This window comes from Stenotrophomonas sp. 3diitr2024, from assembly GCF_042136455.1.
In the GTDB taxonomy this organism is placed as follows: Bacteria; Pseudomonadota; Gammaproteobacteria; order Xanthomonadales; family Xanthomonadaceae; genus Stenotrophomonas; species Stenotrophomonas sepilia.
In genome coordinates this window covers 1-13,663 of the sequence record NZ_JBHHMJ010000109.1, presented here as the reverse complement: position 1 = coordinate 13,663, position 13,663 = coordinate 1, and the positions used below count along the sequence as shown (strand labels likewise).

General features: G+C 67.5%; 13 protein-coding genes. 11 read left to right on the top strand and 2 right to left on the bottom strand.

Translation table 11 applies throughout. The annotated features are described in order from the left end of the window. Window positions 1–74 precede the first annotated feature (74 nt). The 5 genes from ftsE (at window position 75) to rpoH (ending at window position 4,426) form a co-directional block, all read left to right on the top strand. On the top strand, window positions 75–761 hold the full coding sequence (gene ftsE, locus ABGA94_RS02770; RefSeq protein WP_005419728.1) for a cell division ATP-binding protein FtsE: 687 nt from the start codon (window positions 75–77) through the stop codon (window positions 759–761). 3 nt (window positions 762–764) lie between these two features. Continuing rightward, window positions 765–1,712: a permease-like cell division protein FtsX gene (gene ftsX / locus ABGA94_RS02765; protein ID WP_134955853.1), complete on the top strand. Its 948-nt coding sequence runs from the start codon at window positions 765–767 to the stop codon at window positions 1,710–1,712. Between the two features lie 7 nt (window positions 1,713–1,719). Next, the gene (locus tag ABGA94_RS02760) at window positions 1,720–2,562 is read left to right on the top strand and encodes a response regulator (RefSeq protein ID WP_005411271.1); all 843 of its coding nucleotides are present in this window, start codon (window positions 1,720–1,722) and stop codon (window positions 2,560–2,562) included. Then, window positions 2,559–3,272: a uracil-DNA glycosylase gene (gene ung, locus ABGA94_RS02755; protein WP_005419723.1), complete on the top strand. Its 714-nt coding sequence runs from the start codon at window positions 2,559–2,561 to the stop codon at window positions 3,270–3,272. The genes ABGA94_RS02760 and ung overlap by 4 nt, the downstream gene beginning before the upstream one ends. A gap of 278 nt (window positions 3,273–3,550) precedes the next feature. Continuing rightward, window positions 3,551–4,426 carry an RNA polymerase sigma factor RpoH gene (gene rpoH / locus ABGA94_RS02750; RefSeq protein ID WP_005411269.1) on the top strand — a complete coding sequence of 292 codons (876 nt, stop codon included), beginning with the start codon at window positions 3,551–3,553 and terminating at the stop codon, window positions 4,424–4,426. 136 nt (window positions 4,427–4,562) lie between these two features. On the opposite strand, the gene purD is transcribed toward rpoH, so the two are convergent. After that, the gene (purD, locus tag ABGA94_RS02745; protein ID WP_134955852.1) at window positions 4,563–5,846 is read right to left on the bottom strand and encodes a phosphoribosylamine--glycine ligase; all 1,284 of its coding nucleotides are present in this window, start codon (window positions 5,844–5,846) and stop codon (window positions 4,563–4,565) included. A 61-nt stretch (window positions 5,847–5,907) separates the two neighbouring features. Further along, complete coding sequence (purH, locus tag ABGA94_RS02740; RefSeq protein ID WP_134955851.1) at window positions 5,908–7,491, bottom strand: bifunctional phosphoribosylaminoimidazolecarboxamide formyltransferase/IMP cyclohydrolase; 1,584 nt, start codon at window positions 7,489–7,491, stop codon at window positions 5,908–5,910. Window positions 7,492–7,699: 208 nt separating this feature from the next. Between purH and ABGA94_RS02735 the strand changes: the two genes are divergently transcribed. From ABGA94_RS02735 to ABGA94_RS02710, 6 genes are read left to right on the top strand one after another with little or no spacing between them, the layout of a single operon-like run. After that, window positions 7,700–8,317, top strand: a complete 618-nt coding sequence (locus tag ABGA94_RS02735) for a CDP-alcohol phosphatidyltransferase family protein (RefSeq protein ID WP_065178833.1) — start codon at window positions 7,700–7,702, stop codon at window positions 8,315–8,317. 34 nt (window positions 8,318–8,351) lie between these two features. Continuing rightward, window positions 8,352–10,103 (top strand): bifunctional alpha/beta hydrolase/class I SAM-dependent methyltransferase, encoded by a 1,752-nt coding sequence (locus ABGA94_RS02730; protein WP_375366324.1) that lies wholly within the window; start codon window positions 8,352–8,354, stop codon window positions 10,101–10,103. Beyond that, window positions 10,103–11,431: a dual specificity protein phosphatase family protein gene (locus ABGA94_RS02725; RefSeq protein WP_197598670.1), complete on the top strand. Its 1,329-nt coding sequence runs from the start codon at window positions 10,103–10,105 to the stop codon at window positions 11,429–11,431. The genes ABGA94_RS02730 and ABGA94_RS02725 overlap by 1 nt, the downstream gene beginning before the upstream one ends. Next, window positions 11,428–11,865, top strand: a complete 438-nt coding sequence (locus ABGA94_RS02720; RefSeq protein ID WP_134956218.1) for a hypothetical protein — start codon at window positions 11,428–11,430, stop codon at window positions 11,863–11,865. The genes ABGA94_RS02725 and ABGA94_RS02720 overlap by 4 nt, the downstream gene beginning before the upstream one ends. 13 nt (window positions 11,866–11,878) lie before the next feature. Beyond that, the gene (locus ABGA94_RS02715) at window positions 11,879–12,508 is read left to right on the top strand and encodes a 1-acyl-sn-glycerol-3-phosphate acyltransferase (RefSeq protein ID WP_005419712.1); all 630 of its coding nucleotides are present in this window, start codon (window positions 11,879–11,881) and stop codon (window positions 12,506–12,508) included. Continuing rightward, window positions 12,505–13,500: a phosphatidate cytidylyltransferase gene (locus ABGA94_RS02710; RefSeq protein WP_375366321.1), complete on the top strand. Its 996-nt coding sequence runs from the start codon at window positions 12,505–12,507 to the stop codon at window positions 13,498–13,500. The genes ABGA94_RS02715 and ABGA94_RS02710 overlap by 4 nt, the downstream gene beginning before the upstream one ends. Window positions 13,501–13,663 lie beyond the last annotated feature (163 nt).

The window sequence follows — 13,663 nt, the reverse complement described above, 5'->3', positions numbered from 1 at the left end:
TGCCGGCCAGCGGCCGGCACTACCGATCCCGTGACCATCTCCACGCCGTCGCGCCGGTCCTGCATAATCGGGGCATGAGTGTCCTGCGCTTCGACAATGTCAGCAAACAGTACGCCGGTGGCCACGAGGCACTGACCGATGTCAGCTTCGAGGTCGCGCCGGGCGAGATGCTGTTCGTCACCGGCCATTCCGGTGCGGGCAAAAGTACGCTGCTCAAGTTGATCCACCTCGACGAGCGGCCCAGCCGTGGCGCGGTGGTGTTCGACGAGCGCAACCTGCTGAAGGTGCGCGGCGGCGACGTGCCGCGCCACCGACGCGCGGTGGGGGCGGTCTACCAGGACCACCGCCTGCTGATGGACCGCTCGATTGCCGAGAACGTGGCGCTGCCGCTGATCCTGCGTGGTACCCGCCGTGGCGACATCAACAAGCGCGTGCGTTCAGTGCTCGAGCGCATGGGCCTGGGCCATCGTGAGAAGGCACTGCCCTCGCAGTTGTCGGCCGGCGAGCAGCAGCGCGTCGGCATCGCCCGTGCCATCGTCGGCGAGCCCAAGCTGCTGGTGGCCGATGAGCCGACCGGCAATCTCGACCCGACCCTGGCAGCGGAGATCATGGCCCTGTTCGCCGAGCTGCCCTCGCGCGGCACCAGCGTGCTGGTGGTCAGCCACGACCTGCCGCTGCTGCGCCGCATGCGCAAGCGCGTATTGATCCTCGACCACGGCCGGCTGGTGGATGACATCTCGCCGCAGGACCTGGCGGAGTAACCGATGGCGAAGAACGAAAACAGCGAAGCCGCCGCCCCGTCGCGCGTGGGCGTCTGGTTCCAGCACCACGTGCACAGCGTGGTGTTCAGCCTGGGCCGCGCCTGCCGCAAGCCGTGGGCGACCCTGCTGACCGTGATGGTCATGGCGCTGGCCCTGGCGTTGCCGCTGGGGCTGTCGATCGCGCTGGACAACCTCAAGCAGTTCGCCGGCAGCGTGCAGCAGTCGCGCGACATCAACGTGTTCCTGAAGGGCAACATCGATGGTCCCGGTGCGCTTCGCCTGGCCGGCCAGCTGCGCGACCGCGATGACGTGGCCGAAGTGAATGTGCGCACACCCGAGCAGGGCCTGCAGGAGCTGCGCGATGCCGGCCTCGGTGAGGCGATCGATGCGCTCAACGACAATCCGTTGCCCTCGCTGCTGGTGATCACCCCGGGCCAGGGCAAGGACGACGCACGCCTGGCACGCGCGATGGAAAGCCTGCCCGAGGCCGATCTGGTGCAGCACGATGCGCTGTGGCGCCAGCGCCTGGACGCCTGGCTGGCGTTCGGTGCACGTCTGGTGCAGGTGCTGTCGGTGCTGCTCGGCGTGGGCGCCGCGCTGGTGGTCGGCAACACGGTGCGCCTTGACATCCAGGCCCGTCGCGAAGAGATCGGCGTGCTGCAGCTGCTCGGCGCGAGCGATGGCTTCATCCGCCGCCCGTTCCTGTACCTGGGCGCGTGGTACGGGCTGGGCGCCGGCGCGGTAGCGCTGGCCCTGATCGGCGCCGCCGGTGCCGCCCTGCGCGTGCCGCTGGCCGAACTCTCGCGCAGCTACGGCAGCCCGTTCGTGCTACATGGCCTGGACCTGCTGCACGGCGGCCTGGTCCTGGTCGGCACGCTGCTGCTGGGCTGGCTGGGCGCCTGGCTGGTGACCGGCCACTTCCTCCGCCAGACCCGCCCGACCGACACCTGAGACCGGCATGCAACCGCAAGCGCTGAAGCACCTTGAAGGGCCCGCGACGCGGGTGATGGTGGTCGATGGTTCGAAGCTGGTCCGCAAGCTGATCGCCGATGTCCTGCAGCGTGACCTGCCGGGCGTGGAGGTGATCGGCTGCGACAGCATCGAGGATGCGCAGCAGGCGCTGGCGCAAGGCCCGGTGGACCTGGTGACGACCTCGCTGACCCTGCGCGATGGCGACGGCCTGGCGCTGGCGCGGATGGTGCGCGAAGCCGCCGGCCAGGCCTATGTGCCGGTGATCGTTGTGTCCGGCGATGCCCAGCAGCACCTGGAGCAGCGTCGCTTCACCGAGTACGTCACCGACTATTTCGACAAGGCGCTGGGCCATGAGGCACTGGCGACCTTCATCCGTGGCTATGTACAGCCGCAGACCATCCCCGGCGCCACCATCCTCTACATCGAGGACAGCCGCGTGGTGGCCGAGGCCACCAAGCGCATGCTTGAGCGGCAGCAGCTGAACGTACTGCACGTGGTCAGCGCCGAAGAGGCATTCACCCTGCTCACTGCCGAGTCGCTGGGCCGCAGCCGCCACCGCATCGACCTGGTACTGACCGATGTCACCCTGAAGGGCGAACTGAGCGGGCGCGACGTGGTGCAGCGCGTGCGCGTGGACTTCGGTTACGGCAAGCGCCGCCTGCCGGTGCTGGTGATGACCGGTGACGGCAACCCGCACAACCAGACCGGGCTGCTGCAGTCCGGTGCCAATGACCTGGTGCTCAAGCCGATCGAAGAGCGGCTGCTGGTCACCAAGGTGCTGTTCCAGCTGCGCCTGGCCCGATTGAACGATGGACCCCTGATTCGATGATGGATGAAGTAGCCGACACCCCGACGATCCAGCTGGAACCGAGCTGGAAGCAGCATGTCGGCGATTACCTGCTGCAGCCGCAGATGCGCGAGCTGTCCAGCTTCCTGCGCCAGCGCAAGGCCAGTGGCGCGGCGGTGTTCCCGCCCGGCCCGCAGATCTTCGCCGCGTTCGACGCCACGCCGTTCGAGCAGGTGAAGGTGGTGATCCTCGGGCAGGACCCGTATCACGGCCGCGGCCAGGCGCATGGCCTGAGTTTCTCGGTGCCGCCGGGCGTGCCGGTGCCGCCGTCGCTGCTGAACATCTACAAGGAGATCGAGAGCGATCTCGGCATCCCGCGCCCGGACCACGGCTGCCTGATTCCGTGGGCGCAACGTGGGGTGCTGCTGCTCAATGCCGTGCTGACGGTGGAAGAGGGCAAGGCTGGTGCCCACCAGGGACGTGGCTGGGAGGGCTTCACCGATCACGTGGTGGATGTGCTCAACCGCGAACGCGAAGGCCTGGTGTTCATGCTGTGGGGCGCCTATGCGCAGCAGAAGGGCAAGGTCATCGACACCCGTCGCCATCGCGTGCTGAAGTCGCCGCACCCGTCGCCGCTGTCGGCCCATCGTGGCTTCCTCGGCTGCCGGCATTTCTCGATGGCCAACGAGTACCTGCAGCGCCGCGGCCAGGCCCCGATCGACTGGTCGCTGCCGCCGCGTTCGGCGCTCTGAGCACCGTCGGGCTGCTGGGCCTGAACACCGGGCAACGTCTCCGGGCCTGAATGGGTCTGCAGAACGGCCCGTTCAGCTCCGCTTGACTGAAATCGGCCGGTTTCTGCCAGGTAATTGCTTGAATTCCAAGGGATTGTGAATCCCGAAAAGCATGCTCGCCACTGTCATCAAATCGCGCTACGGTAGGGCTCTGTTTGGGACCAGTGTTGCATCAATAGGATGCTGGAACTTTTTCCTCCTTTAGCAGTCCAAATCCCGGACTGCTAAGATGGGTGCCTATGAGCCAGAACACCTCTACTGCCCTTGTGGCAAACAATCTCCCGATTCCCAGTGCGCTCGGTTCGCTGGACGCCTACATCGGTGCCGTGCACCAGATCCCGGTGCTGTCGGTCGATGACGAACAGGACCTGGCCCGTCGCTTCCGCGACGGCAACGATCTGGACGCCGCCCGCGAGCTGGTGCATTCGCACCTGCGCTTCGTGGTCCACGTGGCCCGCGGCTACAACGGCTACGGCCTCGCGCTGGGCGACCTGATCCAGGAAGGCAACATCGGCCTGATGAAGGCGGTCAAGCGCTTCGACCCGGACATGGGCGTGCGCCTGGTCTCCTTCGCCGTGCACTGGATCCGTGCCGAAATGCACGAGTTCATCCTGAAGAACTGGCGCATCGTGAAGGTCGCCACCACCAAGGCGCAGCGCAAGCTGTTCTTCAACCTGCGCAAGTCGAAGACGCGCCTGGGCTGGATGAACGCGGCTGAAGTCAGCGCGGTGGCCAAGGACCTGAACGTGTCCGAGCGCGAGGTCATGGAAATGGAGTCGCGCCTGTCCGGTCGCGATATCGGTTTCGATGCGCCGACCGACGAGGACAACGAGCACGCTCCGCCGTCGCCGGCTGCGTTCCTGGTTGCCGATGACGAAGACCCGTCGATGGCCTACGAGCGCGAGGACAGCGAAGACAACCAGATGCAGCTGCTGCGCGAAGGCCTGGCCGAACTGGATGCGCGTTCGCGCGACATCATCCGTCGTCGCTGGCTGGATGCCGACAGCAAGGTGACGCTGCAGGAGCTGGCCGACGAGTACGGCGTGTCGGCCGAGCGCATCCGCCAGGTCGAGGCGAACGCGCTGAAGAAGATGAAGGCGCTGTTCACCGCGTAAGGCGGGATGGCGTTGGAATGAAGAAAGGCCCGGCATTGCCGGGCCTTTTTTGTTTTTTGCGGCGTTCTCATCCACGAATGGCGTGGATCTACCCAGTGTCAGTAGAGCCACGCCACGCGTGGCTGCGGCACGGCGGTCACTCCTCGCGTGCGATCGCGCGCCAGCCGATGTCGGTGCGGTGGAACGCGTTGGCCCAGCTCACCTTGGCCACGCCGGCATAGGCCTTCGTCTGCGCATCACGCACGCTGTCGCCCAGTGCGGCCACGCACAGCACGCGCCCGCCGGCACTGACCACCTGGCCCTGCGCATCCAATGCCGTACCGGCATGGAACACCTTGGCGCTGGCCGGCACGTCGCCCAGGCCGGAAATCACATCACCGGTGATCGGCGATTCCGGGTAGGGCTTCGCGGCCAGCACCACGCCCAGTGACGGGCGCGCATCCCACTGCGCTTCTATCTGGTCCAGGCGGCCATCAATCGCCGCTTCCACCAGCTCGACCAGGTCCGACTGCAGGCGCAGCATCACCGGCTGGGTTTCCGGATCGCCGAAGCGCACGTTGAATTCAATTACCTTCGGCGCGCCGCTGGCATCGATCATCAGGCCGGCGTAGAGGAAACCGGTGAACGGGATGCCGTCGGCGATCATGCCCTGCACGGTCGGGTTCACCACTTCGCGCATCACGCGTGCATGCACCTCCGGGGTGACCACCGGGGCCGGCGAGTACGCGCCCATGCCACCCGTGTTGGGGCCGGTGTCGCCGTCGCCGACGCGCTTGTGGTCCTGCGAGGTGGCCATCGGCAGCGCATGCACGCCGTCCACCATCGAAATGAAGCTGGCTTCCTCGCCATCGAGGAATTCCTCGATCACCACGCGGGCGCCGGCATCGCCGAACGCGTTGCCGGAGAGCATGTCACGCACTGCGTCTTCGGCTTCGGCCAACGTCATTGCGACGATCACGCCCTTGCCGGCGGCCAGGCCATCGGCCTTGACCACGATCGGTGCGCCCTTCTCGCGGATGTAGGCCAGGGCAGCGTCCACGTCGGTGTGCACGGCATAGAACGCGGTGGGGATGTTGTGGCGGGCCAGGAAGTCCTTGGCGTAGGCCTTGCTGCCTTCCAGCTGCGCGGCGGCGGCGGTCGGCCCGAAGATGCGCAGGCCGGCGGCGCGGAAGCGGTCGACCACGCCGGCCACCAGCGGTATTTCCGGGCCGACCACGGTCAACGCCACGCCTTCGGCCTGGGCCAGCGCCAGCAGGCCGTCGATATCGGTCACCTTCACCGCCACGTTGCGGCACTTGTCTTCGCTGGCGGTACCGGCGTTGCCGGGCGCCACGATCACGTCGGTGACACGGGAGGACTGAGCCAGCTTCCATGCCAGGGCGTGTTCGCGGCCGCCGGAGCCGATGACGAGGATCTTCATGGGACAGGGTTCTCGGATACGGAAAAGAAAAGCCGGGCAGGGCCCGGCTTGGTGATGCGGATCAGTGGCGGAAGTGGCGCACGCCGGTGAACACCATGGCCAGGCCATGTTCGTCGGCGGCGGCGATCACTTCGGCATCGCGCATCGAACCGCCCGGCTGGATGACCGCCTTGATGCCGGCGGCAGCGGCGGCATCGATGCCGTCGCGGAACGGGAAGAACGCATCGGAGGCCATCACCGAACCCTCGACCACCAGGTTCGCGTCGGCGGCCTTGATGCCGGCGATGCGGGCCGAGTACACGCGGCTCATCTGGCCGGCGCCGACACCGATGGTGCGGTTGTCCTTGGCATAGACGATCGCGTTGGACTTCACGAACTTGGCCACCTTCCAGGCAAACAGCAGGTCGCTGAACTGCTTGTCGGTCGGCGCCAGCTTGCTGACCACCTTCAGCTCGTCGCGGGTCATGCCGCGGTTGTCCGACGACTGCAGCAGCAGGCCCGAGCCGACGCGCTTGCTGTCGAAGTTGTTCAGGCCGTCGCCATGCGGGATGCGCAGCACGCGTACGTTGGCCTTCTTCTGCGCGTATTCCAGCGCGGCCGGCTCGTAGTCCGGGGCAATCAGCACTTCCACGAACTGGCGGTCCAGGATCACCTTGGCGGTGGCGGCGTCCAGCGGCTTGTTGAAGGCGATGATGCCGCCGAAGGCGCTGGTCGGGTCGGTGGCGTAGGCCAGCTCGTAGGCATCGCCGTTGCCGGCGCCGACGGCCACGCCGCACGGGTTGGCGTGCTTGACGATGACGCAGGCCGGCGCATCGAACTGGCGCACGCATTCCCACGCCGCATCGGCATCGGCCAGGTTGTTGTAGCTCAGCTCTTTGCCCTGCAGCTGCTGGAAGGTGGCCAGCGTGCCCGGCACCGGGTACAGGTCGCGGTAGAACGCGCCGCTCTGGTGCGGGTTCTCGCCGTAGCGCAGGTCCATCACCTTCACGAAGGTGGAGTTCATCTGCGCCGGGTATTCGGCACGGGCCGGCACGGCGGCGTCGGTGGCGGTGACCGCTGACAGGTAGTTGCTGATCGCCGCATCGTACTGGGCGACGCGGTTGAACGCGGCCACCGAGAACGCGAAGCGGGTGGCAGCCGTCAGCTGGCCGTTGTTGGCCTCCAGCGAGGCCAGCAGCTCGGGGTACTGCGACGGGTCGGTGGCCACTGCCACGCGGGCGAAGTTCTTGGCCGCCGAACGCAGCATGGCCGGGCCGCCGATGTCGATGTTCTCGACCGCGTCGGCCAGGGTGCAGTCGGCCTTGGCGGTGACCGATTCGAACGGGTACAGGTTCAGCACCAGCAGGTCGATGGCGCCGATGCCGTGCTCGGCCATCACCGCGTCATCCAGGCCGGAGCGGCCCAGCAGGCCGCCGTGCACCATCGGGTGCAGGGTCTTGACCCGGCCGTCCATCATTTCCGGGAAACCGGTGACCTCGGCCACGTCCTTCACTGCCAGGCCCGCCTCGCGGATCGCCTTGGCGGTGCCGCCGGTGGACAGCAGCTCCACGCCGCGTGCCGCCAGCGCAGTGGCCAGCTCGACCAGACCGGTCTTGTCGGAAACGGAGAGGAGGGCCCGGCGGACGGGCAACAGATCAGCAGTCATGGGACAGAATCGGCAGCGGAGCGGGGCCGATATTGTAGGCGGTGGCGGCCGGTGGCGGGCGCTGGTGGTGGCAATCAACCCGCACCGATGGCCTGTGGCCGCCTTCAGCACCGTCTGGTCGGGGGCGGTCCGCAATCAATTCCATGGGGCACGCTGCCCCAATCGGGTAGGCTGTGCGGGAACTGCCAAGGATCAGCGGGTTCGGATCGTGTCGATCTATGCATTGAAAGGACGTTTTCAGGACCTCCTGCGTCCGGCCGTACGCGGCCTGTACCGCATGGGGATCACCGCCAATGCGGTGACCGTGGCCGCTGCCGTGGTTTCGCTGCTGGTGGCCGGCGCCGTCTGGTGCTGCGCGCCGGCTCAGCCATGGCTGTACCTGCTGCTGCCGCTGTGGATGCTGCTGCGCATGGCGCTCAACGCGGTGGACGGCATGCTGGCCCGCGAATTCGGCCAGCAGTCGCGGCTGGGTGCCTATCTGAACGAATTGTGCGATGTGATCGCCGATGCGGCGCTGTACCTGAGCCTGCTCAGCGTGCCGGGCGTGCGCCCGGAGCCGCTGTGGCTGCTGGCCTGGACCGCGGCGCTGAGCGAATACGCTGGCGTGCTGGGGCTGATGGTCGGCGCCAGCCGCCGCTATGACGGCCCGATGGGCAAGAGCGACCGCGCCTTCGTGATCGGTGCGCTGGGCCTGCTGCTGGCGTTTGAGTGGGTTGGCGCGTTGACGGTCACGGGCGTGGCCGCGGCCATGGCGGTGCTGTGCGTGCTGACGATGATCAACCGGGTCCGTCGCGGACTGCGGGAAACCGCAGTTTCGCCAAATTAATCAAGCAGATAGAAAAAGACAATCAGGAGATTGCATGCGTCAGGCGCAGGAACGGGAATTCCACAGCTTCGACCAGGTACCGCTGTTCTACCGGTACTGGGCGGGCACCACCGCAGCGCCGGCCACCAAGGCCATCGTGCTGCTGCACCGCGGCCATGAACACTCCGGCCGGGTCACCCACCTGGTCGATGAGCTGGACCTGCCTGACACCGCCTTCTTCGCCTGGGATGCGCGCGGCAATGGCCGTTCGCCGGGCGCGCGTGGCGATGCACCGGGCTTTCCGGCGCTGGTGCGCGACCTGGACAGCTTCATCGCCCACATCGGCGCCGAGCATGGGATCGCGGTGGAAGACATCGTGGTGATCGCGCAGAGCGTGGGTGCCGTGGTCGCCGCCACCTGGGTGCACGACTACGCGCCACGCCTGCGCGCGCTGGTGATGGCCTCCCCGGCGTTCAAGGTGAAGCTGTACGTGCCGTTCGCACGCCCGGGCCTGGCATTGATGCAGAAGCTGCGCGGCAACTTCTTCGTCAACAGCTACGTCAAGCCGCAATGGTTGACCCACGATCCGGCGCGGGTGGAAAGCTACCGCACCGATCCACTGATCACCCGGCCAATCTCGGTGCGGGTGCTGCTGGGCCTGTACGAGGCGGCCGATCGCATCGTCGCCGATGCGCAGGCGATCAGCGTGCCGGTGCAGCTGCTGGTGTCCGGCTCGGACTTCGTCGTGCACCGTGGCCCGCAGGACCGCTTCTACGAACGCCTGTCCAGCCCGATCAAGGAGCGCGTGCATCTGCCGGGCTTCTTCCACGACACGCTGGGCGAGCGTGATCGGGCACCGGCACTGGCGCGCATCCGCAGCTTCATCCAGGCGCGTTTCGCCGAGCCGTTGCGCGAGCTGTCGCGTCGCGATGCGCACCGCCATGGGCCGACATTTGAGGAGTCTGAAATCCTGGCCTGGCCGCCCGAGCGCAACAGCCTGGCCGACCTGCGCTGGCGCGTGGTGCGCGGTGGCCTGCGCTTTGGCGGCAGACTGTCCGAAGGCATTGCACTGGGCCTGCAGACCGGTTTCGATTCGGGCAGCACGCTGGACTACATCTATCGCGACGAAGCACGTGGCAAGGGCCCGTTGGGGCGCCTGGTCGACCGCAACTACCTGGATGCGATCGGCTGGCGCGGCATCCGCATTCGCGGTCGGCACCTGCAGGAACTGCTGCGCGATGCCGCCCAACGCCTGCGCGGGCAGGGCATGCCGGTGCGCGTGCTGGACGTGGCCGCTGGCCATGGCCGTTATGTACTGGAAGCGCTGGGCCAGGGCGAACAACGCGCCGAGCGCATCGTACTGCGCGACTTCAGCGGTCTGAACGTGACCCAGGGCCAAGCGTTGATCGAGCGCCTCGGTGCGTCCGACATCGCCCGTTTCGAACAGGGCGATGCGTTCGATCCGGCGCAGCTGGCGCAGGTCGACCCGGCGCCGACGCTGGCGGTGGTATCGGGCCTGTACGAACTGTTCCCCGACAACGACGCCGTGCTGCGCTCGCTGCAGGGCATCGCCGCAACGGTGCCGATGGGTGGCTACCTGGCCTACACCGGCCAGCCCTGGCACCCGCAGCTGGAGTTCATCGCCCGCGCGCTGACCAGTCATCGTGGTGGCGCTGCTTGGGTGATGCGCCGCCGCACCCAGCAGGAAATGGATGAACTGGTGCGCCTGGCCGGGTTCGAGAAAGTGGCGCAGCGCATCGATGACTTCGGCATCTTCACTGTGTCGCTGGCACGCCGGACCGCGTGATGGCGACGCTGGCTGCAACTCCGCTTGCCACGGCGGGGCGCCCCTGGCGGCGCGCGCTGCTGTGGCTGGCCCTGCTGGGCCCGTTCTTCTTTGCCAGCTACGGCTTCGCCAACTGGATGGCCGGCCGCCACGCCGAACTGCCGGTGATGGCGTTCGGCTGGGAAACGCAGATTCCGTTCATGCCATGGACGATCGTGCCGTACTGGTCGATCGACCTGTTCTACGCGGTCTCGTTCTTCCTGTGCCGTCAGCGCCTCGAACTGGACAGGCACGCACTGCGGCTGTTCAGTGCACAGCTGATCGCAGTGAGCTGCTTCCTGCTGTGGCCGCTGCGCTTCAGCTTCGAGCGGCCGGAGATCGGCGGCGTGTTCGGCTGGCTGTTCGATGTGCTGCTGGGCTTCGACAAGCCGTTCAACCAGGCGCCATCGCTGCACATCGTGCTGCTGATCGTGCTGTGGGTGAAATTCGCGCAGTACCTGCACGGTGCCTGGCGCTGGGTGCTGCATATGTGGGCGCTGCTGATCGGCGTCTCGGTGCTGACCACGTTCCAGCACCATTTCATCGATATCCCGACCGGCCTGCTGGCCGGTTGGCTGTGCGTGTGGTTGTGGCCGGAGCAGGGCACGCCACCGCTGCGGGCCTGGCGCATCGCGCGGCATGCCAAGCGGTGGCGATTGGTTGCGCTGTACCTGCTGGCGGCCGCTGTGCTGCTGGTGCCGGTGGTCCTGCTGCGGGGTACGGCGTTGTGGCTGCTGTGGCCGGTGGTGTCGCTGCTGCTGGTGGCGCTGGCGTATGCCGGGCTGGGCACGGCGGTGTTCCAGAAGCGCGCCGATGGTCGCCTGACCATGGCGGCACGCTGGCTGCTGGCACCGTACCTGGGCGCCGCCTGGGTCAACTCGCGGCTGTGGACACGGCGTGCGCCGCAGCCGGTGCCGGTGCTGGACGGCGTGTGGCTGGGCCGGATTCCCTGCACGGTACTGCCGGCACCTTTGGTGGGCGTGGTCGATGCCTGCGCCGAGCTGTCCTGCCGCGCGCCGGGCGCGGCGTATGGCAGCGTGCCGATGCTGGATCTGGTGGTGCCCACGCCGCACCAGTTGCGCGAGGCGGCCGAGGCCATCGAACGGCTGCGGGTACAGGGGCCGCTGCTGGTGTGCTGCGCATTGGGTTACTCACGCAGTGCCGCCAGCGTGGCGACGTGGCTGCTGCGCACGGGCCGTGCCGCGGAAGTCGGAGCGGCGGTCGCCATCGTGCGTGCGGCACGCCCCGGCATCGTGCTGGGCCCGGAGCATCTGCAAGCCATCACCGCAGCGGCTGGAGTGCGCGCATGAGTGCCGTTCCCGATCTGGCGACCATGCAACTGCTGCTGCGCCAGGGACGCTGGCCCGCGCTGCTGTCGCTGGGGCTGCTGCTGGTGGCGCTGCTGCTGCTGGGCATCGAAGCGGGGTTGGCGATGATCGCCGCCGGGCTGTTGCTGCTCAGTGTGGGCGCTGGGCTCATGCAGGCCTACCATGCATGGCGGGTCGGGCTGGACGCGAGCCTGCTGCAGCTGTTGCGCGATGAAGGCCTGGATGGCGAAGCCGCTGCACGCCGTACCGACCAGCTGCTGCAGGACAGTGGCCTGCGCCGCACACCGGCCGATGCGCCGCTGCGCGGCTGGGACGTGCGTTGGGCCGGCATGCGCCGGCTGCTGCTGCGCCAGTACCTGCTGACGGCAGTGCAGGCCGCACTACTGGTGCTGGCCGCAGTGTGGCCGCAGACGTGAACGGGAGGGACCGATGTTCGCCGAACTGATTGCACGCGCCTGCAGTGGCGCGATCCACGTGGTGACCGGCGCCCGTGCGCTGTGGATCGGCTGTGCGCCGTCCAGCGAGCGCCGCGTGTACTACGGCAACCACGCCAGCCATGGTGACTTCGTGCTGATCTGGTCGTCGATGCCGCCCGCGCTGCGGCGACAGGTACGCCCGGTGGCCGCCGCCGAATACTGGCAGCGCGACGGCCTGCGCCGCTACCTGATCGATGCGGTGTTCAACGGTGTACTGGTAGAGCGTGAGGCCGGGCATCGCCAGCAGGACCCGTTGCAGGTGCTGCGCGATGCGGTCGACGAAGAGTGCTCGCTGATCCTGTTCCCGGAAGGCACGCGCAATGTGGGCGATGAGCCGCTGCTGCCGTTCAAGAGCGGCATCTACCACCTGGCGCGGCAACGGCCGGAGCTGGAGTTCGTGCCGGTGTGGATCGACAACCTGAAGCGGGTGATGCCGAAGGGCCGGTTCCTGCCGCTGCCGCTGCTGTGCACGGCTACGTTCGGCACGCCGCTGCGGCTGCAGGCCGACGAGGACAAGGCTGCATTCCTGGCCCGCAGCCGGCAGGCGCTGCTGGACCTGGCGCCGAATGGAGGGCGCGCATGAGCTATCTGATGGACGTGTCCGGTGACCTGGCCGCGCGCAGCGTGGGCCAGCAGACCGGTCTGCTGTTTGCCGGCGTCGGCGCGGTGCTGGTGCTGGCCACGCTGGTGGCCGAGACCCTGCGCTGGCGGCAGCGTGGGCAGCCCAGTGCAGTGATCGCCAACCTGGTGTCGCGCATCCGCGCCTGGTGGGTGATGGCGATCGTGGTCGGGCTGGCGCTGTTCTTCGGTCGCGCCGGGGTGATCGTACTGTTTGCGATCATCTCGCTGTTCGCGCTGCGCGAGTTCATCACTCTGGCACCGACCCGCTCGGGCGACTACTACGCGCTGCTGGCCGCGTTCTACATCGTGCTGCCGTGGCAGTACTACCTGGTGTGGATCGACTGGTACGGCATGTACACGCTGCTGATTCCGGTCTACGCATTCCTGTTCCTGCCGATCCTGTCGACCATCGGTGGTGACACCACGCACTACCTGGAGCGCACCGCGAAGGTGCAGTGGGGGCTGATGATCTGCGTGTTCTGCATCTCGCACGTGCCGCTGCTGCTGAACCTGCACCTGCCTGGCCATGACCCGTCGCGCAACGTGCTGCTGTTCGCCTTCCTGGTGATCGTGGTGCAGTCCTCGGACGTGCTGCAGTACATCTGGGGCAAGCTGCTGGGCAGGCACCTGGTCGCGCCGAAGCTGTCGCCGTCGAAGACGGTGGAGGGCTTCGTGGGCGGCGTGCTGAGTGCCAGTGCGCTGGGTGCGGCACTGTGGTGGATCACCCCGTTCACGCCGTTGCAGGCGTTCGGCCTGTCGCTGCTGATCAACCTGATGGGGTTCTGGGGAGGGCTGGTGATGTCGGCGATCAAGCGCGACCGTGGCATCAAGGACTGGGGCCACATGATCGAGGGCCATGGCGGCATGCTCGACCGGCTGGATTCGGTGTGCTTCGCCGCGCCGGTGTTCTTCCATGTGGTGCGGTATTACTGGAAGGCGGGCGGGGGCGGGTGATCCTTCCGGGCCTTCATCCACGCATGGCGTGGATCTACTGACGGGCGGGGGCGGTTGACTTTGCCGGGCTTCCATCCACGCATGGCGTGGATCCACCGGTAGTGCCGGCCGCTGGCCGGCAACTGTAACTCCTTGCCATCGTTCATGGGGTTGCCGGCCAGCG